18 protein-coding genes are annotated in these 21822 nt (G+C 45.4%); 16 read left to right on the forward strand and 2 right to left on the reverse strand.

Features of this window, described 5'->3' with window-relative positions:
* Positions 1–454 precede the first annotated feature (454 nt).
* From QUB33_RS06540 to QUB33_RS06590, 11 genes are all read left to right on the forward strand, one after another.
* Positions 455–1768, forward strand: a complete 1314-nt coding sequence (locus QUB33_RS06540) for an ABC transporter substrate-binding protein (protein ID WP_333348723.1) — start codon at positions 455–457, stop codon at positions 1766–1768.
* Positions 1769–1946: 178 nt separating this feature from the next.
* Complete coding sequence (locus QUB33_RS06545; protein WP_333214478.1) at positions 1947–2855, forward strand: sugar ABC transporter permease; 909 nt, start codon at positions 1947–1949, stop codon at positions 2853–2855.
* Between the two features lie 71 nt (positions 2856–2926).
* Positions 2927–3790, forward strand: a complete 864-nt coding sequence (locus QUB33_RS06550; protein ID WP_333348725.1) for a carbohydrate ABC transporter permease — start codon at positions 2927–2929, stop codon at positions 3788–3790.
* 146 nt (positions 3791–3936) lie between these two features.
* Complete coding sequence (locus QUB33_RS06555) at positions 3937–5019, forward strand: ABC transporter ATP-binding protein (RefSeq protein WP_333348727.1); 1083 nt, start codon at positions 3937–3939, stop codon at positions 5017–5019.
* Between the two features lie 327 nt (positions 5020–5346).
* Complete coding sequence (locus QUB33_RS06560) at positions 5347–5706, forward strand: hypothetical protein (protein ID WP_333348729.1); 360 nt, start codon at positions 5347–5349, stop codon at positions 5704–5706.
* Positions 5707–6283: 577 nt separating this feature from the next.
* Positions 6284–6721 carry a DUF3574 domain-containing protein gene (locus tag QUB33_RS06565; protein ID WP_333348731.1) on the forward strand — a complete coding sequence of 146 codons (438 nt, stop codon included), beginning with the start codon at positions 6284–6286 and terminating at the stop codon, positions 6719–6721.
* A 162-nt stretch (positions 6722–6883) separates the two neighbouring features.
* The gene (locus QUB33_RS06570; protein ID WP_333348733.1) at positions 6884–7087 is read left to right on the forward strand and encodes a hypothetical protein; all 204 of its coding nucleotides are present in this window, start codon (positions 6884–6886) and stop codon (positions 7085–7087) included.
* A gap of 325 nt (positions 7088–7412) precedes the next feature.
* Positions 7413–7922 carry a hypothetical protein gene (locus QUB33_RS06575; RefSeq protein ID WP_333348735.1) on the forward strand — a complete coding sequence of 170 codons (510 nt, stop codon included), beginning with the start codon at positions 7413–7415 and terminating at the stop codon, positions 7920–7922.
* Positions 7923–8145: 223 nt separating this feature from the next.
* Entirely contained in the window at positions 8146–10179 is a 2034-nt protein-coding gene (locus QUB33_RS06580) for an ABC transporter ATP-binding protein (RefSeq protein WP_333348737.1), read from the forward strand.
* Positions 10180–10848: 669 nt separating this feature from the next.
* Positions 10849–14259 (forward strand): PAS domain S-box protein, encoded by a 3411-nt coding sequence (locus tag QUB33_RS06585; RefSeq protein WP_333348739.1) that lies wholly within the window; start codon positions 10849–10851, stop codon positions 14257–14259.
* A 201-nt stretch (positions 14260–14460) separates the two neighbouring features.
* Entirely contained in the window at positions 14461–15762 is a 1302-nt protein-coding gene (locus QUB33_RS06590; protein ID WP_333348741.1) for a cytochrome P450, read from the forward strand.
* Positions 15763–15920: 158 nt separating this feature from the next.
* Here the strand turns inward: QUB33_RS06590 and QUB33_RS06595 are convergent, their stop codons facing one another.
* Complete coding sequence (locus QUB33_RS06595; protein WP_333214366.1) at positions 15921–16526, reverse strand: chorismate lyase; 606 nt, start codon at positions 16524–16526, stop codon at positions 15921–15923.
* Positions 16527–16697: 171 nt separating this feature from the next.
* Between QUB33_RS06595 and QUB33_RS06600 the strand changes: the two genes are divergently transcribed.
* Entirely contained in the window at positions 16698–18317 is a 1620-nt protein-coding gene (locus tag QUB33_RS06600; RefSeq protein ID WP_333348743.1) for an NAD(P)/FAD-dependent oxidoreductase, read from the forward strand.
* Between the two features lie 62 nt (positions 18318–18379).
* Here QUB33_RS06600 and QUB33_RS06605 read toward each other — a convergent pair whose 3' ends face one another.
* The gene (locus QUB33_RS06605; RefSeq protein ID WP_333348745.1) at positions 18380–18931 is read right to left on the reverse strand and encodes an acireductone dioxygenase; all 552 of its coding nucleotides are present in this window, start codon (positions 18929–18931) and stop codon (positions 18380–18382) included.
* Positions 18932–19158: 227 nt separating this feature from the next.
* On the opposite strand from QUB33_RS06605, the gene QUB33_RS06610 reads away from it, so the two are divergent.
* The 4 genes from QUB33_RS06610 (at position 19159) to QUB33_RS06625 (ending at position 21819) form a co-directional block, all read left to right on the forward strand.
* Positions 19159–20124 (forward strand): M48 family metallopeptidase, encoded by a 966-nt coding sequence (locus QUB33_RS06610; RefSeq protein ID WP_333348747.1) that lies wholly within the window; start codon positions 19159–19161, stop codon positions 20122–20124.
* Positions 20125–20349: 225 nt separating this feature from the next.
* A complete protein-coding gene (locus QUB33_RS06615) occupies positions 20350–20775 on the forward strand; it encodes a DUF4359 domain-containing protein (protein WP_333348749.1) in 426 nt (141 codons plus the stop codon).
* 225 nt (positions 20776–21000) lie between these two features.
* Positions 21001–21567 (forward strand): TerD family protein, encoded by a 567-nt coding sequence (locus tag QUB33_RS06620; RefSeq protein ID WP_445299507.1) that lies wholly within the window; start codon positions 21001–21003, stop codon positions 21565–21567.
* A 33-nt stretch (positions 21568–21600) separates the two neighbouring features.
* Positions 21601–21819 (forward strand): hypothetical protein, encoded by a 219-nt coding sequence (locus QUB33_RS06625; RefSeq protein ID WP_333348753.1) that lies wholly within the window; start codon positions 21601–21603, stop codon positions 21817–21819.
* Positions 21820–21822 lie beyond the last annotated feature (3 nt).

Here is a 21822-nt window from a genome sequence, read left to right on the forward strand (position 1 = left end):
CGAATAGGGAATAGGTAATAGGTAATAGGGAATAGGGAAGAAGTTGCAATCAACCGTTTATGTTTGTGCGATTAAGAACGTCCTAATCATCTTGGCGGTTGCTATAAAAAACCCGGTTGCTGGGTGTCAAAAGTGTGTAATACAAAATCCGGCTTTAATACCCCGTTGATTCTGTAGTCTCAAGCGAGAGGGACGAAAGTTTGACTCTTGAGCGGTTTCAACCGCCGACTTTTATCAAGTCAGCCAATTCTCTCAATATCTATCTGTAGATAGATGTTTACTTAAATCCCATTCTAGCTAGTTAAATAAAAATTTGCACTCTTCACTCAAGGATTATTAAGTAAGCTAAAGTTTACTTAAACTTTTATTGCACAAATTCACTAAATCCAGCGAAACAAAAGAAAGCGAGTTATGAGAGAAAGAAGGCGATCGCCCAGCCACTTCTCAAAAACAAATGCAAAAAATCAATTCCCCGCCGCAAGGAAGGCAGAAGCCTCGCCTTTTAGCCTTATTCGCTGTCACATTAGCCACCGTCTTGCTTTTATTTATTCTGCCGGCACTGACTCAACAGCCAGTCGTGCTCACCATGTTAATGCAAGGCCAAGACATTGTTAACTGGAGACCCTTTGTCAAAGAATTTGAACAGAAAAACCCCGACATTCGCATCAACCTCATAGAAGGGCCTTTTGACACCAACCTCATAGAAAATCTTTACACATCTGCCTTTCTTTTAGGCGAGTCGCCCTACGACATCATCAACATGGATATTGTCTGGGTTCCCAAATTTGCAGCCGCAGGTTGGGTAAGGGATTTGACAGACAGAATTTCCCCCGAACAAGTATCAAAATTCATCCAAGGTAACGTAGAAGGCGGGCGGTATCGGGGCAAACTTTACCGAATTCCCCACGCTTCCGATGCCGGAATGCTTTATTACCGCAAAGACATTTTAGAACAAGCGAAAATTCCAGCGCCAAAAACCTTTGAAGAGATGGTAAAAATCTCTCAAAACTTGCAAAAACAGGGAAAAGCAACTTGGGGTTATCTGTGGCAAGGCAAACAATACGAGGGAGTATCTGCGATGTTTGTCGAAGTGCTCTCCGGTTTCGGTGGCTTCTGGGCTAACCCGCAAACTTTTGAAGTTGGGTTAGATAAACCCGAGGCAATTAAAGCAGTGGAATTTCTCAAAAAAACGATCGCCTCCGGCATTTCTCCTCCGGGTGTCACCACCTACGGCGAAGAAGAAACCCGGCTGTTGTTTCAAAACGGCAAAGCGCTGTTTTTGCGAAACTGGCCGTATGTTTGGAAGCTGGCAAATGCCGAAGGATCGAATGTTAGAGGCAAAATTGCGATCGAGCCAATGCTCAGCAGTACGGGTAAAACGGGCGGTTCCTGCTTGGGTGGCTGGGGCTGGGGAATTGCCAAAACCTCAAAACATCCAGAACAAGCGTGGAAAGCAATTAAATACCTTACCAGCGAGGAAACCCAGCGCAAATTTATTTTAGAAACCGGTTTAGTTCCCAGTTACAAATCCCTATTTACCAACAAAGAAATAGTCGCCAAATATCCCCACTACCCGCAACTGCTAAAAGTAGTGGAACGGCCAGCTTTGCGCCCGCCCCTGGCACAATACGCTCAAGCTTCTGATATTTTGCAGCGTTATTTGAGTTCAGCTTTTACCGGGAGAATGAGTGCAGAACAAGCAATGAAAGCAGCAGCTAGCGAAACTCGCAATTTATTAGGCAGTTTGAAACAACCCAAAGCTTCGTAAATTTGACATCTTGCCTCTGTCAGCAACAGGCAAGATGCCTGTTCCACAAAGAGTTAATTCTTTTATTGTGGGGTGGGCATCTTGCCCGCCCGAACAGGCAAGATGCCTGTTCCACAAAAAGTTAATTCAATTGTGGGATGGACTTCTAACCCCAAAAAATAAATTAAAGGTGAGAAATATGCAATTAGACAAGATGCGACAGCGCGAACAAAAAACCGGATGGATATTAGTAGCACCCGCTTTAATAATTCTGATGCTAGTATTTGCTTACCCAATATTACGCGCTTTTTGGCTGAGTTTATTCACCCAAAACCTCGGTACAGAATTAAAACTGGTTTTTTCCGGTTTTGCTAACTACAGTCGAATGTTAGGGGACGGGCGTTTCTGGCAAACTTTAGGCAACACCACTGTATTTACAGTCGTCTCTGTTTTGCTGGAATTAATTCTCGGTATGGGCATTGCCTTAGTCTTAAATCAATCTTTCACAGGGCGGGGCATTGTTCGCACAATCTCCTTGCTACCTTGGGCGCTGCCGACTGCACTGATGGGAGTAGCTTGGGCGTGGATTTTTAATGACCAATACGGCGTAATTAACGACATTTTGAGACGATTAGGATTGATTCAAAATAGCATTAGCTGGCTGGGAGATCCGACTTTGGCAATGATGGCAGTAATTACAGCAGATGTGTGGAAAACGACGCCCTTTGTCAGCTTGCTTTTGCTAGCGGGATTGCAGTCAATTCCAGGTGATTTGTACGAAGCACACGCGATTGACGGCGCGAGTAGCTGGCAGAGTTTCCGTCAAGTTACCGTGCCCCTGCTGATGCCCCAAATTGTGATTGCTTTGCTGTTTCGATTTGCCCAGTCTTTCGGCATTTTTGACTTGATTCAGGTGATGACGGGAGGGGGGCCGGCGGGGGCAACGGAGACGGTTTCTATCTACATTTACAGCACGGTGATGAGGTATTTAGACTTCGGCTACGGGGCGGCTTTGGTGGTGTGTACTTTTTTGATGTTAGTGGCAGCAGTTGCGATCGCCGCTTACCTGTTATCGAGAGCCCGCACCAATGCAGCAGGAGGAAACTAAGATTATTTTAGATTTGGGATTTGAGATTTTAGATAACCAACAGTTGCACTTTTATTTCATTGGTATAAATTATGTCGATCGCCCGCGAACAACCCACCAAAAAAACCTTTGACATCCGCCAATTAATCTTGCCAATCTCAGCACTCTTAATCGTCGCATATTTCCTCGCACCTATTATCTGGCAGGTGCTAACTTCTTTTAAAGTAAATCCAGATATTTCGGCGATTCCCAACATCTACATTCCCAAACGAATTACTTTCGAGCATTACCTGTCCCTTTTCCAACGTCGCCCGTTTGCACTTTACATTTTAAATAGCGCTTTTGTTTCCATTACTTCAACATTGCTGTGTTTAGCAGTAGGCGCTCCCGCAGCATACGCTTTAGCCCGGTTGCGGCTGTGGGGGGAGAGAATCATCCTGGCAACTGTGACGATAGTTACCCTATTTCCGGCGGTGCTGCTATTTTTAGGACTTCTAGAAATTGTCAAAGCTTTGGGTTTAGGGAATAATTATTTAGCATTAATTATTCCTTACACCGCGATCAATCTGCCGCTGACAATCTTGGTGATGCGGAGTTTCTTTCAACAGTTGCCAAAAGATTTGGAAGATGCGGCTAAAGTTGACGGATACAACACTTTTCAAATGCTGTGGCAAATCGTGCTACCGATGACATTCCCAGCGTTAGTCACAACTGGAATTTTGACGTTTATTTCAGCTTGGAACGAGTTTATATTTGCACTGACATTTATGACGCGCGAATCTCTAAAAACAATCCCCGTTGCCACGGCTCAGCTCAGCGGGGTGTCAGTATTTGAGATTCCTTACGGGCCGATCGCCGCAGCTACCGTTTTGGGAACTTTGCCCTTGGTTTTGCTAGTTTTGGTGTTCCAGCGACGCATCGTTCAAGGTTTAACAGCCGGGGCTGTAAAAGGATAAATCGATTTTAGATTTTAGATTTTAGATTTTAGATTTTAGATTGAACTGGTTCCTGGGTTCTGGCTGGGAACGAGTCAAACAACACAGTCAACAGTCAACAGTCAACAGTCAACAGTCAACAGTCAACAGTCAACACTTTAAAAATCATGGCAAAATTGCAACTAAAAAACCTCAATAAAACCTACAGCCCTAAAGTAGTACCCGTAAAAGACATTAGCTTAGATGTTAGCGAGGGCGAATTTCTGACTTTGCTGGGGCCCTCGGGATGCGGAAAATCTACGACACTGCGGTTAATTGCAGGGCTGGAACAGCCAACTAGAGGCGAGATTAGAATTGGCGATCGCAATGTCACTTATCTCAGACCGGGCGATCGCGATATTGCAATGGTTTTTCAAAGTTACGCGCTGTATCCGCACATGACAGTGTACGAGAATATGGCATCGAGCCTCAAACTTCGCAAAATCTCCTCCAGTGAAATCAATCGGTTAGTGACGGAAGTTGCCGCATCCCTCGGATTGACGGAATTAATCGATCGCAAACCCGGAAAACTATCAGGCGGACAGCGGCAGCGAGTCGCCCTCGGCCGCGCATTAGTGCGCCAACCGGAAGTATTTTTGCTCGACGAACCTTTGAGCAATCTCGACGCATTATTGCGGGAAAAAGTTAGGGCAGAACTCAAACAATTATTTTCCTCCCAAAAAGCTCCTGTAGTCTACGTAACTCACGACCAAACCGAAGCAATGACGCTTTCTACAAAGGTCGCAGTTCTCAACAGCGGCAACGTGCAGCAACTCGATCCGCCACACTTAATTTATACCCGTCCTGCAAATCAGTTTGTAGCCGGTTTTGTGGGCAGCCCGCAAATGAATTTGCTCGTGCTTAAATGCCAGGGAAATTTTGCTAAGTTGGGGGATTTTCGAGTTCCACTCCCAAATATGCCGACTGTGCCACCAGAAATTGTTTTAGGAATTCGCCCGGAACACGTCGGCTTTGCAGATGCTGAGGCCGGCAATATACCGGGCCCAGACGCCATTAAAGGTGAGGTTTATTTAGTGGAAAACTTGGGAATGCAAAATTTAGTTAGCGTCCGAGTTAAAGGCGTGGACTCAGTAACGGTGCGGGCTTTGCTGCCCAATGACCGCCACTGGAATTCAGAAATTGTAGAGCTGGTTTTCCCGCCTCAGTTGCTGCACTGGTTTGACGTGAAAACGGGCGATCGCTTGCAATAAGAATTTGCCCTGCATAGCATGATTGATTAGAAATGGTCTAACCCTGTGCTGAAAAATATTTTTTTTGCTTATAACTAAGTTATGACTTTAGTTAGAGGTAGAACTCTTTGGCTGCTGTTAAGGTGATATTCATGTGTGAAAAAGCTAATTGGCTGACACATAGGTTGCGTGTTTACCAGATTTTATCGCTAACCTATAACTCTATTTATGTGGTTAATGGCAAGTTGAAGCTAACTTGGCTTTCCCTCGCGTTAACTGCTGATTTTGGAGGAAGTCAATTAGTAAATGAAAAAATGTTGAAAATTATCACCAATCAACTTAGGGAGTATGACCGAGATGAATTTGATTTCCACAGCCATTGCTCGCATTAGTTCCCTGCTTAAGGGCTTTCAAATCAAGAGTTTTTTGAGTGTTGTCCTAGTCGGTTTTCTGCTTCTGACAACAAATGTTGATTCGGCGCGCAGTAACCAAGGTTTTGGCGGGCAAGCCAGCTCAAAGGCCGATCTAAACAATTCTGAAAGACCCCAAACAACGCGGGAATGGAGGCAAGAAGCTCGCGAAACGTCAGACTCTCCGGGCGAACGAGCTCAGAAGATTGGACAAGAGGCAGGAGCAGCCGTGAAAGAATTCGGTGAAATGTACCAAGACACTGCTAAGAGAAGTGTCAGCGAATTAAAGGGTAAGTAGGTCCAGCTAAAAAAATCTAACACTGAGAAACCTGATTGCTGTAGGGGCAGGCTCAAGAGTGTTCCCCCTTGCGGGTTTCTCACCTCGTGAACAGTTTGACGTTTAAATAGGTTGAGCTACTTAATACGGCAGAGACAATCAAGTAGGCGAGCATAAATAAACTCAGGCTGACGTTCATAAACCCGGTTTCTCCTGTGAAACTGGGTTTTTGATTAGGAAGCTTTTTATGTTAAATTAAATCAAAGTCGCGTTAAAAACCCCTTGATAAGACTCGGCGGTTGAAACTGATATATTGCAAAATTCTCAATCAGCATTTCAAGGGCGTTGCTCAGAGCAACGGCCCACAATAAAATTGAAGTATGAGTGGAACAGGCCGGAAAGCTGGTTCATGAAAATGCTACTCTTGGGTCAGTTAAAACCGCTTTTCACCTCAAATTCCTATCTAGCTTCGATCGCCCCTGGAATGCGAGTTCGATGTCAAACCCCACAAACTTTTGTCCCTCTCGCTTGAGACTAAGAAATAAGCGGTAAGGCACTTAGGTTGCACCCTACATATAAAAGTTCCGCATAATTCCTGATGAATAAACATTTTAACAGTCTTTGCTTGACCGGCCTGCTGTTCATCCTGCCTGTTTGTCCGGCAACAATTGCCCGCGCTCAACTTCCCGAAACTTCGGATACTAACGCCAAGCAAACACATCTCCTCAAAGATGAACTGTATTTTGGGTTAACTAAACCGGGAGGCGAAACAATTTCTGAAGCAGAATGGCAGGAGTTTGTCAGCGCAGTTATTACCCCTCGCTTTCGGGAGGGGCTAACGGTATTAGACGGAGCGGGGCAATTTCTCAACAGCTCGGGAATTCTGATTCGAGAAAACTCTAAAATAGTTATTTTGATTTATGAAAGTAGCCAGGAAAAAAATCAAGCTATTAATGAAATTATCGAAACTTACAAGCGCACTTTCCAGCAAGAATCTGTGTTGCGGGCTACCAGCGAAGTTAAGGTTTCTTTCTGATGCGGTTATCCAATCAGTGTATTTATGATATTATTTGTGCTGAGCAAGGTCATACCCTCAAAGATGAGTAGGGTGCTGGTGCAAGAAAAATCATAATTTTTGGGTATCGATCGCACACTGCAACAAGTCGTTAGAAAAACCTGCCCAGGAGAAAACAAAAACATGACGAACGACGGCAACCAAAAAGCTGAACCGCCGGAAAGCGAGGATTCAAAAGATTTGGACGGTATGGCGAAAGCTTTTATTGTGAGCGTGGCTTGGTCTTACGCAGAAGCATTGGAGCGAACGAAACGATCGCAAAATCCACAGGAACCAGGGCCGGAATCTCCGACAGAACAAGTCGAACGCGATTCTGAAAAAAATTAAGGAAAGACTATTAATGCGATCGATTTGCCAAACTATCTGTGCGATCGAACGCAATAGTCAATTAGCTGTTTTGAGTTAAGAACAATCAACTCAGAACAGCGAACTGTGCAGATTAATCCGGATTTGTATTGGATTTTACAATAAAGAAACTGAAAGCCCCGTGACCCTTCAACAAGCTCAGGAAAAGCTTTAGTCCGGGGATGACAACGGCGTTGCAGGTGCGAACCTCAACTTATATCTATGCCTAAAAGAAATTTAAACTAAACAAAGTACGGTTTTACCGCTACAGTGTACAAAACAAATAACCAATTTTTAGATCGGTCTCATGTCTAATTCAAAAATGATTGGTAAAGCGATCGCAGGTAGCCTTTGCTTGGGCATCCTCATTAGCTTCAACGCCTCAGTCGGCCCCGCATCCGCAGCAGCACCAACAATTGCTCAAGCTACACCCCCGGCCGCCAGCAACATCGACACGCAACTCCTAGGCCAATGGCAAGGCACAGTCCCCTCCGGTCAGTCTTTCACCTTCGTCTTTGCCCCAGAAGGCAAATTGTTTCTCATGGCTAAAGGCCCCGACGGAGCCGCCCGCGCCAAAGAAATGAGGTACAAAGTTAATCTCGGTGAAAAGCCGATGCACATTGATGTCGGCCTCAGCAGCACAGAAACCGTTGAGACTGTTTTTGAGTTGACTCCCGAAGGTCAAATGCGCCTTCAGTTGCAAGGCACCAATCCCGGACAGGCCAGACCTAATTCCTTAAACGAACAGGCTACCGTGTTTAAAAAGGTCTCCGAGGCCACTGCACTGCCTGCTGACACTCAAGTCATCGGTTTTTGAGGAAAATTACTCGCAGGCAGAAGGCACTCCAGTAGTTCTGAGTTTTGAGTTTTAAGTTATAAACCATTTAAAATTCAAAACTCATCCACGGCGAAGCGTTGCGAAGAATGTTAGCTTTCGCCATCTGTTATGCAAAGCCATCTTAAAATCTTCCTACTGCCTTCTGCCTTCAGCAAGCCCTGCTACAATCCACTTAATCTCCATTTAACTGCCATAGACCTCCATGAGTGAAACCGTCCTAGAAGTTCGCAACCTGCGGGTTCAATTTCAATCTGCGGACGCAGGCGATGCGTCTGCAACCGTCAAAGCGGTTGACGGCATTTCGTTTGAGGTCAAGCGAGGGCAAACTCTGGGCATCGTGGGAGAGTCGGGGTCGGGAAAATCGGTAACGTCCCTTGCTGTTATGGGTTTGCTGTCGAGTTCGTCAACGAAAATCGACGGCGAAATTTGGTTTTATTCGACAAAAGACGGTGCTAGCAAGGGGCCTGTGAATCTGCTGGAAATGCCGGACAGGGAAAAACAAACATACCGGGGCAGCCAGATTGCGACGATTTTTCAAGAGCCGATGAGTTCGCTAAATCCAGTTTATACGATCGGATTTCAACTCACAGAAGCCATTTGTTTGCACCAACAGGTGTCGCAGACAGAAGCGCGGCGCCAAGCTGCTTCTCTGCTGCAAGAAGTGAAGCTGCTACCGGGCGACGATGAGATCAGGCAGCGGTGTTTGGCTTTGCGGCAAGAGCATTCCCGGGCTGCTGGGGGGAATCAAGCAGTTATAGAGGACGATCGCGATTTGATGCAGCTCGTCAACGGTCAAAAACAAGCTATGCTCGATCGCTATCCCCACGAACTCTCAGGCGGTCAAATCCAGCGCGTGATGATTGCAATGGCCATTTCTTGCAATCCAACTTTATTAATTGCTGATGAACCTACGACGGCTTTGGACGTAACCGTGCAGGCAACAATCTTAGCTTTGCTGCGGGAGTTGCGGGACTCTAGAGGCATGGCAATGATTTTTATTACCCACGATTTGGGCGTCATTGCTGAAATTGGCGATACGGTGGCGGTGATGTACCGAGGCAAGATTGTTGAGTGCGGTGCGATCGAACAAATTTTCAGCAATCCCCAACATCCTTACACAAAAGGTTTATTAGCTTGCCGCCCAACTCTCGATCGGCAACTGCGCCGCTTGCCGACAGTTTCCGATTTTATGGATGTCACCACAAATGCTAGCGGCGAATTAGTAATTGTCGAGAAAAATGCCGATTTAGACGGCGACAGCAGCGGGGGAAATCCTGCTTTTGCAACAGGAAAACCGCCTCGGCTGCCGCATATTTCCGGCCCTTTGCTGGCTGTTAATAACTTGCGAGTCGGTTTTCCGGTGCAGGGAATGTTTGGCGAAACCAAACGCTTGTTTATGGCGGTAAACGATATTTCTTTTGAGGTGTACCCAGGCGAGACTTTGGGTTTGGTGGGCGAGTCTGGCTGCGGCAAATCAACTTTGGCGAGAGCTTTGCTGCAATTAATTCCGGCGGCCAGCGGTAAAGTGTTTTTTGAAGGCCAAGAAATTACGCCTCCTGCGAAAGGTAGTTCGGCAGCGCAGTGGATGGCTAATTATCGGATGCAAAAAGAGTACGATCGCAAATTGCGGTGGCTGCGGCGCGATATGCAAATTATTTTTCAAGACCCTTTTAGTTCTCTCGATCCGCGCCTAAATGTTGGGGATGCGGTGATGGAACCGATGGTGATTCACCGCTTTGGTAAGAACCAGAAAGAACAGCGCGATCGCGCTGCTTATTTGTTGGATAGAGTGGGTTTAAATCCCGATTTTATGCGGCGCTACCCTCACGAGTTTTCGGGCGGACAGCGGCAGCGAATTTGTATTGCTAGAGCTTTGGCTTTGAATCCTAAGTTTATTATTTGCGATGAGTCCGTTTCGGCATTAGATGTGTCGGTGCAGGCGCAAGTTTTAAATTTGCTGAAGGAGTTGCAAACAGAGTTTGGACTGACTTATATTTTTATTTCTCACGATTTAAGCGTGGTCAAGTTTATGAGCGATCGCGCGATCGTCATGAACAAAGGTAAAATCGAGGAAATTGGCACTGCCGAGCGCATTTACCGCCAACCGCAGCAAGCTTACACCCGACAACTTATAGCTTCTATTCCAGCAGGTAATTTGGAGCGAATTCGGCAACAGCAACTAGGTCGCCAAGCTGCTTGGCCCCCATCGCCTGTAGATGAATCAAAAAACGTTTGATCTCTAGTGTTTGTTTTAAACTGGTATCAATTACCCATTGCCCGTTACCAATTACCAATTACTAATTAGCCATTACGCGCGAACCTCTCGGTCAACGAAAAACTGCTACGAAGATTTTTTTCATTTTATCTTCACAAATTAGCAGTTTATTTTTATTTTAAATTCATAATTTATGGTCAAATTCAACCTGCTTGAACTTGACTCATATTCCGGGTTTTTCAACCCACCGCCAGGGCAATCCGCGCAGTCTTTTCCTAAATCAAACCCAGTTATTTCTACACGAAAAAAGTGGGGTATAACACGCTAGTCTAATGTGGTAAGCAGCTTCAGGAGCAACCTACATAATTAGGTTGTGCACCTAGGAGTGCGAGTTTCTGCGCTCAGGACTAGCTAAATTAGGCCAAATGTCCAATGTCTAACAGCAATATCTAAGGCAGTATTATAGATAAACTCTCTCTCTGAGTCGGAAAAATTATAAAATGTGCACCCCAGCTAAAAAGAGATTGCTCGCTACTGCCGTAAATACACTTAGTTATCGGGTGGTCTTGCGTAAATTTACGCAGTTTCTTAAATGCTAGAGCTTGCCAAGAAGAAAATATTTACAATATTTAAACCTGTTTATTGTAATTTTTAAATCAGGAAAAGTTCAAGTTAATCTCGAGTCAAAAAATGAAACATTCACTTCAACTCGAAGCCTCAAAAAACACTACAGTGTTTAACTTACTGCCCAGGTTTTTAATAATAATCCGGGAAGCGTTCACTAGAATACAAAAGGTAGAAAGCAGAAACCAGGATGAAAAAACCAGAGTAGCGACGATCGCCCCTGGCAGTGTCTTCTCAATTTTGATAATTGTACTGCTTGTCTTAAACGGGTTGCTCGTAGCTGGCAGCGCTGATAATTTCTACGATAGCCAACTCGCCCTCGGATTTTTGGGAGTAGCAAATATTGTCTTTTTGGTCGTATCCGCGTACTCAAAAGCCTCGGCTGTCGCAGTCCCAAACGATCGCCCCTCCAGCGAACCCAACGGAAGCGATCGCTTTTTTAGCCTCTCGCTAGATATGCTGTGCGTCCTTAGTTTTGACGGTTATGTAACACTCATCAACCCAGCAGCAGAAAAAATCCTCGGCTATGCACCAAGAGAAATGGTTGGTCAACTCTTCATTGAATTCGTGCATCCAGACGATCGCGAAGCTACTTTAAAAGAAGCTGAAAGTATTGCTGCGGGGAATAATACCGTTGGGTTTGAAAACCGCTGGCGCTGTCGCAACGGTTCTTACAAGTGGATAGCCTGGACTGCTACCCGTTTCTGCCAGGAACAATTGATCTATGGTGTCGGTCGCGACATTACCGCTCAAAAACAAGCAGAAGCAGCGCTGCAAGAGAGTCAGCGTTTTGTTGAGCGAATTGCCAATACCAGTCCGAATCTTCTCTTTGTTTACGACGAAAGCGAGCAGCGAAATGTCTACACCAACCGCGAAATCACTGACATCCTCGGCTATACGAGCGCAGAAGTTGAAAACATGGGCAGCAATCTACTGCCCACCATCATCCACCCTGACGACTTAGCTAAATTTCCCGGATATTTTCAGCAATTAGAAAATGCTCCCGACGGCGAAGTTCTTGAGTATGAATACCGGGTGCGCGATCGACAGAATTGTTGGCACTGGTTAGTCAGCCGGAATATTGTATTTAGCAGAACAAAAGAGGGAAAAATTCAGCAGCGTCTCGGGGCTGCTACGGACATTACAGAGCGCAAAAGAGCAGAACAAGCTTTAGCAGAACAACTTAAACTTTCTGTATTTACAGCAGATGTGGGAATTGCTCTGACTCAAAACCAGACTTTGCTTGCAACTCTGCAATATTGCGCCGATGCAGTTATGCGCCATTTAGATGCTCCCTTTGCTCGGATTTGGACGCTGAATGAAGAGGAGAATGTATTGGAACTGGAAGCAAGCGCGGGGATATATACTGGCATTGACGGCGCTTACACCCGCATTCCTGTCGGCGAGTTCAAGATTGGTTTAATCGCCCTGGAGCGAAAACCTTACATCACTAATTCTGTGCAAGAAGATCCCCGACTCCACGACAAAGAATGGGCCTTACGAGAAGGAATGGTGGCTTTTGCTGGATATCCGCTAATTGTTGACAATCAGTTGCTGGGAGTAATAGCGATGTTTGCTCGGCAGGAGTTGAATGAATCAACGCTGATTGCTTTGGCCTCTGTAGCAGATGCGATCGCCCTGGGAATTAAGCGCAAACAAACAGAAGAAGCTCTCGCCAGACAAAAGCAAACTTTGAGGGCAATTATTGACAACGCTCCGATCTGGGTATGGCTGACTGATACTAAAGGCAAGATGCTGTTGGTTAACAAAACTTTTTGCGAATCTGTGAACGTTCCTGAAGAAAGATTTTTGGCAGCATCTCACTCTTCAGAAATTTTGGGAGCGGAAGCATTTGCTAACTGCATGGCGTCTGACGTGCAAGTCTGGAGTCAAGATACTCCTTTTTATGCTGATGAAATTATCCAGTTTGCTGACGGTAAAAATCACCATTTAGAGGTAATTAAAGCTAAGGTAAAAGAGGCCAACGGCAGCGCGATCGGCTTAATCGGTTTGGGTTTGGACGTTACACAACAAAAAGAAGCTCAACGAAAATTGCAAGCTTCGGAAGCGCGATTCCGCAAGTTAGCGGAACAGGAAGCGCTGCTGAACCAGCTAGCTAGTAATATCCGCGAATCTCTAGATTTAGATACTATTTTGGCAACAACTGTGCAGCAGATTCGCGACTTGCTGCAAGTCGATCGCTGTGTATTTCTCTGGTATTTGCCCGACGCTTCGCCACCTGCTTGGGATGTCGTCCACGAAGCTAAAAATGATGATTTATTCTCGCTTTTGGGTTATTTCCCTGCTGACATAACGGGTACGCTGCCGCAAAAAATTGCTAAGTTGGAAGTTTATCAAATAGATGATGTTGCAACTGTCAGCGATCCCGGAGAACAAAAATTCTTTTTGGAGCTTGGTTGCAAGTCTGTCTTGGATTTACCGATTAAAAGTGCTGGGGGTTTAACTGGTGTTGTTGGCTGCATTTCTTGCAGGGAGGTACGCAAGTGGACCAAAGAGGAAGTGGAGTTAATGGAGGCAATTGGCGATCAATTGGGCATCGCGATCAGTCAATCTGAACTTTACACTAAAAGCGTGGATTCAGCTCGGATAGCGCAAGAACAAGCTGCCAAACTCGAAGTAACTCTGTGCGAACTCCAGCAAGCTCAAACTCAGCTCGTGCAGGCAGAAAAAATGTCGAGTCTCGGTCAGATGGTAGCAGGAATCGCCCACGAAATCAATAACCCGGTCAGCTTTATCTTCGGCAATCTTACCTACACAGAAGAATACGCCAGAAACCTGATGAAACTGGTGCAAATGTATCGAGATGAATACCCGGAACCTTCTCCAGTTCTTCAGGAAGAAATAGAGGAGTTAGAGCTAGATTTCTTGCTAGACGACTTGCCGAAAATGCTGTCTTCTATGCAGATGGGAGCTACTCGCATCCGGGATATCGTGCGGAGTTTGCGGAATTTCTCTCGCCTTGATGAATCGGACATGAAAAAGGTTAACATTCACGAAGGCATCGACAGCACATTGATGATTTTAGAACACCGTCTGAAAGTTCAGCCTGAGCGCCCCGCAATTCAACTCGTGAAAGAATACGGCAAATTGCCACTGGTGGAGTGCTACGCTGGACTGTTGAATCAAGTGTTTATGAATATTATCGCTAACGCTATTGATGCTTTACAAGAATCGCTCGAAAATCCGGGAATTATCCGCATTCGTACAGAGGTAGAAGGTACTCTCGCTGTGATTAGAATTTCTGATAACGGTGCAGGTATGACCGATCAAGTCAAGCAGCGGATATTTGACCCGTTCTATACTACAAAACGGGTCGGTTCGGGAACGGGGATGGGTTTAGCGATTTCCCATTCAATTATTGTCGAAAAACATAAAGGTGAAATTAAGTGTTTCTCGGTGGTGGGAAAAGGCACTGAATTTATAATCGAGATTCCGATTAAAAGGACAGAAACTTAAATTGGTTAGTCGGCAAACTTACTAAGTTGCGTCAGTTGGAAAAACCACAAATTTTTGTAGTAACCTTAAGACTGACGCACCCTACAGGCTACACACAGAGAAAAGTTCTTTTACCAGAAATTTGTCTGGTGCGTATTGCCCAGCAGACAACTAAAATTGATATGATATTAAAAATCAAATATCAAAAATCAAAAATCACATATGGCATTACCTCCGGGCAGTTTAGGTTTACCCCTAATTGGCGATACCCTCAACTTTTTGCAAGATTCCCAATTTGCCAAAAAACGCCACCAGCAGTACGGGCCCATTTTCAAAACCAGCATTTTCGGACAGCCTACCGTGTTTATGCGTGGCCAAGAGGCTAGTTTGTTTGTTTTAAGCAATGACAACCAATATTTTGTGGTGAGTTTTCCTCCGAGTACGAAAGCGCTTTTAGGGCCGCTTTCCTTGTCACTGCAAACGGGTGCTAACCATATAAATCGCCGCAAGTTGATGTACCAAGCGTTTCAGCCGCGAGCTTTGGTTGGCTACATCGGCGCCATGGAAAATATCACTCAGCGCTATTTGGAAAAATGGGAAAAAATGGAAACCCTGACTTGGTATCCTGAACTGAGAAATTATACTTTTGATGTGGCGGGTAAGTTGTTAGTCGGGATTGATAATGGTTCGGAAACGGCGCTAGGATATTATTTTGAAAATTGGTGCAGTGGTTTATTTTCGATTTCTTTAGATCTGCCTTGGACCAAGTTTGGTAAAGCGAAAAAGAGCAGAAAGTTACTGTTAGCAGAACTGGAAAAGATTATTCGAGATCGCCAGCAAGGAACCCCTAGTGACAAGGATGCTTTGAGTTTGCTCATTTCGGGTCGCGATGAGGAGGGAAATAGTTTGAGTTTGGAGGAGTTGAAAGATCAAGTGCTGTTGTTGTTGTTTGCGGGACACGAAACTTTAACTTCCGCGATCGCCTCTTTTTGCCTTCTCCTAGCTCAAAATCCCGATGTGAGGGCAAAAGTGCGGGCCGAACAGCAGCAGTTCCCCGCAACTGAACCCCTAACATTGGAACAACTCAAACAAATGACCTATTTAGAACAGGTGCTGCGAGAAGTGCTGCGTTTAATTCCACCGGTGGGAAGTGTTTTTCGGACAGTAATTAATGCTTGTGAGTTCGGCGGCTATGAAATTCCCAAGGGTTGGAGCGTGCTTTCTGGGATTACTCAAACCCATCAGGATAGTCAACTTTATCCTGAACCCGATCGCTTCGATCCCGATCGATTTAACTCCGAGCGATCGGCAAAACCTTTCAGTTACGTGCCATTTGGTGGAGGTTTGCGAGAATGTTTGGGCAAAGAATTTGCCCGGTTAGAGATGAAGTTGTTTGCGGCAAAGATTGTTCGGGAGTTTGAATGGGAGCTTTTACCGGATCAAGATTTGAATTTAATCACAGTACCGACTCCGCATCCGCGCGACGGTTTACGAGTAAAATTTCGTCGAACAACAATGAAATAAGTACAAGCTTCAGTTCTACACCCTCCTGATTTTTCTCTTCTTCTTGAGAACAGGCTTTCCGGCCTGTTCCACAAGAGATGAATTTTATTGTGGGGACTAGGGATTGGGCTTCTAGCCCGCCCTGAAACCCTTATTGATAATGGTGCAAGATCTCAGCCTCAATCAACATCCAATTGCATCGGCCCCAAATACTTAGTTAAATAAGGAGAAAAAACCTCATAAATCAGAGTCAATGGCTTCCCGTGATGCCAAAACAAATAGTGTCGCCCCCAAAAAGGGCCCGACTCTTCAAACGCTGATTCCAAAGCAGCCGAATCACCGCAATAAATGCCCTGCACATCGCGATACAATTCTGTCCGCAGTCTCGCTAAACTGGCCCAAATTGGCAAAGATTTATTTTGTAAATATTCATCTACGTGGCTCGCTTCCCACCAAGAAGTTGCATAGGCTAAGCGCTGTCCCGAAGCAGTCCGCAGCCACACTTGGCGGCGCAGCCGCGGCCCCGGAACCGCGACAATTTGCTCTGGTGCGCCGTCTGCATCTTCACCGACTAAGGACATATCGATGACATCAACTTCTGTGGGTTCCCCTGTCAGCAGTTGCAGGTGACGGGTGGGGGAACCGTCGCCCAAGAGCAGTATTTGCCACGCCGGTGCGAGCTTGGTGTGGGGCAAACCCTTTTGTACTGCGTCTTCTGCTCCTTCCCACAGGGGGTTGAGAGCGTGCCAGGTTCGGCTGTTTTTAGGTGTGAATGTTGCAGTCAAGGGTCTTTACAAAACTTAATTTTTTGTTTATTATAACGCTTCTTCAATTATCCACTCAAAAATTAAAAATTGATCGACCGAGGACGATCGCCCATAGGATGTCCGGTTAAATAGTTATAATACTTCTGTTCGGGATTTTTATTCTTCCTTCTTCCTTCTTCCTTCCACTATATGTTACGAATAACCGAAATAAAACTCCCCCTCGATCATCCTGAAGATGCGATCGCCAGCGCCATTCTCAAAAAGCTGCAAATTCCCCCCGAAGAATTGCTCAGCTATTCCATCTTCAAGCGCAGCTACGATGCTCGTAAAAAAGCAGAAATCCTCCTTGTCTATATTGTGGATGTAGAGACGACACAGGAAAAGCAACTTCTCCAACGCTTCAAAAAAGATCCTCATGTAATGGTGACACCAGACACGAGTTATCGCTATGTAGCCAAAGCCCCCAGCAATTTGACGATTCGCCCCATTGTGATTGGTACAGGGCCGTGCGGTATGTTTGCGGGTCTGATGCTGGCACAAATGGGGTTTCGCCCCATCCTTTTAGAACGCGGAAAAGCAGTGCGCGATCGCACGGTTGACACCTTTGGATTTTGGAAGAAAAAAGCAGAATTCAACCCAGAATCTAACGCCCAGTTTGGCGAAGGTGGTGCGGGTACTTTTTCCGATGGCAAGCTCTACAGCCAAGTTAAAGATCCTCAGCATTATGGGCGGAAGGTGCTGACGGAACTTGTGAATGCGGGAGCTTCACCGGAAATTTTATATATTAATAAACCGCATATTGGCACGTTCAAACTGGTGGGAATTGTCCAAAGTATTCGCGCCCAAATAGAATCATTAGGCGGAGAGATTAGGTTTCAAACTCGTGTGGAAGATATCCACATCGAAAATGGAAAAGTGCAGGGACTTACCCTCGCCAGCGGAGAATATATTGCTACTAATTATATAGTTCTGGCGGTGGGACACAGCGCCCGCGATACTTTTGAAATGTTGTTTTCGCGCGGGGTTTACATCGAAGCAAAACCATTTTCTATTGGTTTTCGGGTGGAACATCCCCAAACTATTATCGATCGCTGTCGTTTTGGCGATCGGGCGGGCCATAAGCTTTTGGGCGCCGCCGATTACAAACTGGTTCACCATTGCCAAAACAATCGTTCTGTATATAGTTTCTGTATGTGTCCCGGTGGTTTGGTAGTGGCGGCTGCGTCAGAACCGGGGCGACTTGTCACTAATGGGATGAGTCAATATTCTCGGAATGAACGCAATGCTAACAGCGGGATTGTGGTGGGTATCACGCCGGAAGATTATCCGGGTCATCCCTTAGCCGGAATAGAGTTTCAGCGTCGCTTAGAAGAACGGGCATTTGAGTTAGGAGGTGGCACTTACAACGCCCCTGGCCAGCTTGTGGGGGATTTTTTGGCAAATCGCCCTTCCACGGCGCTAGGCAGTGTGCAGCCGTCTTATACGCCGGGAGTTGTGATGACTGATTTGAGCGAAAGTTTGCCAGATTATGCGATCGCAGCTATCCGCGAAGCACTTCCGGCTTTTGACAAACAGATTAAAGGATTTGCGATGGAGGATGCGGTTTTGACTGGGGTGGAAACGCGCACTTCTTCACCAATTCGGATTAAACGCAAGGAAGATTATCAAAGTTTGAATACAGAAGGTCTTTATCCTGCTGGGGAAGGTGCAGGATACGCGGGTGGAATCCTGTCGGCGGGTATTGATGGGATTAAGGTGGCGGAGGCGGTTGCTTTGAGCATATTGCAATCTTCAAACCACAAAATTTGAGGCTGGATTTGAGGATTTTTAGATGATTTGAAGATTGCCGTCAACCGTCAACTGTCAACTGTTCAAACAGCAGCTAAACGCGATCGAATTTCGGTATCGGTATACTCCGGCGTCCAGCCTTCTTTGGTGGTAAAATAGCGCACCGCTTTAACTTTCCGGGCTGCTGTCAAATAAAACCAGTGTTCTGTATTCGCCGGCACGTTGATAAATTCTTCGGGCTGCACTGTGAGTTCGACTTGGCTGCCGTCGGGCCGCACGAAGCCGAAAATGCCCTCGCCTGCTACGATATAGCGGACTTCATCATCGGCGTGGATGTGGCACTTGCTGAATTTGGACAGCATAGTGTCGAGGTTGGGAATGTCTGGGTGCAGTACAATTAAGTCGCGATCCTGATAGCCTGCACTTTCCGACAACTGTTGAAAGTAGCCGTCGAGGGCTTGCAGCACTTGCTCTTTTTGATTGTCGTCAAGAGCATCTTTAGCTAACAAATTTTGAATTTCAGCGCTGTCACCCACGGGCCAGCGGTTGAGTTGAATGTTTAAGGAAGCGAGTTCTCGGGTAATGTCGCTCTGTTGAGTGTAGGTTGTACCGTTTTCGAGTTGCAGGATAGCCATTTTTGCACGTTCCAATTTTTGGGTGAGGCGATACACAGGCACTGTGAAAGATGTTTGTCGATCGCACCTGTACCAGAATCACAATTTTAACGCTAATTTGAACAGGCTTTCCGCGCTGTTCCACAACAGTTGAATATTTGTCGCGATAATATTGATAAGTCAGGCGCCAGCTAGCACCAGCAGCGATCGGCACTACTGATATCTTAAATGTAATTTTTGCAACAACTATGCCTACTTATACGGGAATTTCTAGCGAAGCTTTTCAGCATCCCCTCGATCGCCAAGCCGAGGCAGCATTGCGGAGCGTGCCTGGATTTGACTTAATTGCCAGCAAATTTGTAGAATTTGTCTACGAACGACCGCAATTCGTTTACTTAATGGGAAATAGCATTCAAGTCGGGCCACGCCAATATGCCAGGATTTATCATATATTTCGGGAGTGCGTGCAGGCTTTAGATGTTTTTCCAGAACCGGGTTTGTTTGTTTCTCAGAATCCCTCAGTTAACAGCTATGCCCTGGGAAAAAACCAACCTTATGTAGTATTAAACACTGGTCTTTTAGACTTGTTGGACGAGGCGGAACTGCGGGTAGTGTTGGCTCACGAGTTGGGACACATTAAATGCGGCCATCCAACTTTAAATCAAATGGCGATGTGGGCGATGAGCGTCGCCTCGACAATTGGCGAGATGACTTTCGGGCTGGGAAATATGGTCGGTAGCGGTTTAATTTTCGCTTTTTACGAGTGGCGTCGCAAGGCTGAATTATCGGCAGACCGGGCAGCTTTGTTGGTAACAGATGACTTGAACAGTGTGATGAAGACGATGATGAAACTTGCGGGAGTTAGCAGTAAATATGCTGACCAATGCAGTTTGCAAGAATTTATCCGCCAGTCTGACAACTATCAAGAGCTCGATCGGGACAATCTCAACCAAGTGTATAAATTTTTACTTTACAACGGCGGCCAAGGCGTGATGCTGAGTCACCCTTTCCCGGTGGAAAGGCTGAGGTATTTGCGAGACTGGGCTAGTTCCGAGGAATACCGCCAAATTAAGCTAGGGAACTACAAGCGGGCTGTAGCTGAGGGTGCGGTTGATGTGAAGTCGCAAACGCCTAACAGCGAGACGGAGGCATTGCGCCGTCAAATTGAAGAGTTGCAGCGGGAGATCGAGAGGCAAAAATCAAAGCGAAACTAAGTTTAAATTCCTCGTTTCCAGGCTGTGCCTGGGAACCAGCTAAATGTTTTGTTGAAGATTTACCGGATTTGAGGGAGGGGGAAACGTAAAAGGAAGGTAAACCAGTGAGAGACTTACTCGCAACTGGCCTCCAATCTAAAAACTGTCCCCTCCTTTCGGAAATCTGTTTCTGAGGAGGTGTAGTTTAAATCAAGAGAAGCTTATAAATCAACGGGGCTAAAAAAAATGAATATTGATAACGCAATGAATACTAACAAGCCAACTTCTAATTTTTTCGGCAATGTGGGAAAAATCGCGATGGCTCTGACTCTTCTAGCCGCCGGCATGGCATTTACAAATCCTGGGAGAGACCAATACCTAACTTATGCTTCCGGCGTACTCCAAACCGAGTTGGAAAGCACTGTGTGCAAAGATTCTCGCGTTCCGAAAGCTTTGGGCGGCATTACAGATACTTTGATCGGCAGTTGCAAGAATTTGCTGACTTCGCAGCGGGGCACGATCGAAAGCTTGCTCGACAATACAACGCAGCGTCAAAATTTAGGTGTGGTCAGTATTTACACAACTGAATTAGGTAAAAAAAGCTATCAAACGGTTGGAGCTTTTGGTAATTTTGTGACGCTGCCACCTAGTTCTGAAAATGCTCAAAATTAGAGTCAAATTAAGTTCAATTGTTGAAACCGGGTTTTGTAGAAATCCCGGTTTTTGCTTACGTAATTCTCTCAGTAAATCTCAATAAATTCGGAGAGCGGTAGCACCTATTTTTAATGAGACCCGCTAACAGAGACAAAATATTAAGTTTTCTTAAAGAAGAAAAGTTATTGTCCCACTTAATATTAACATAAACGCTATAAAGTTTGATGTTTAACAAATAAGCAGATGGGAATGCAATTAAGTAAGGGTGAGAGATTTAATATCTCTAAAGAAGCGCCCGGTTTGAAAAAAATCGCGATCGCCCTCGGTTGGCAGGTGACAGAGGCAGGACAAAGCTACGAGATTGATGTCTCTGCCTTTATGCTAGGTGCTGACGGCAAAATACCTAACGATAAATATTTTATCTTTTACAATAATCTGCAATCCGGTGACAGTTCGGTACTGCAATTGATTCGGGATAAAAACAACCGAAGTCAAGAGAATAAAACGATTTACGGCGTTATCTTGAAAAGAGTTAATCCTGAAATTGAGGAAATAACTTTTGTTGTCACTATTCACGAAGCAGAAAAAATTAATGCAAATTTTACCAATATAAAAAATGCTTTTATCAAAATTTACAATTTGGATACAGAAAAGGAACTTGTTCGTTATGAATTAAAAGAGATTTTTTCGCGAGAGACTGCTGTAGAATTTGGTCGCTTGTATAGAAAGAATGGAGAGTGGAGATTTCAAGCGGTAGGAGCAGGATATCAGGCAGGATTGCAGAGTTTTGTTGATAAGTATTGCAGCTAAAATAATAATAAAATTGCTCGCATTACTCACGAGTTGGCAACGGGAACAGCAGATGATTGGCAGTTGTGGGCTGGGGAGTTGGAGGTGGAGTCAGAACCGGAAGCGGAACAGTCTCGTCTGGAGCTTTTGGTAAATTTGTTACCTTGTTACCTAGTTCTGAAAATGCTCAAAAGTAAAGTCAAATTAAGTTCAATTGTAGAAACCGGTTTGGGAGAAAGCCAGGTTTTAAATTACGTAATTGTACTTAAGTAAATC

Source organism: Microcoleus sp. B3-A4 (assembly GCF_036705385.1).
GTDB lineage: Bacteria > Cyanobacteriota > Cyanobacteriia > Cyanobacteriales > Microcoleaceae > Microcoleus.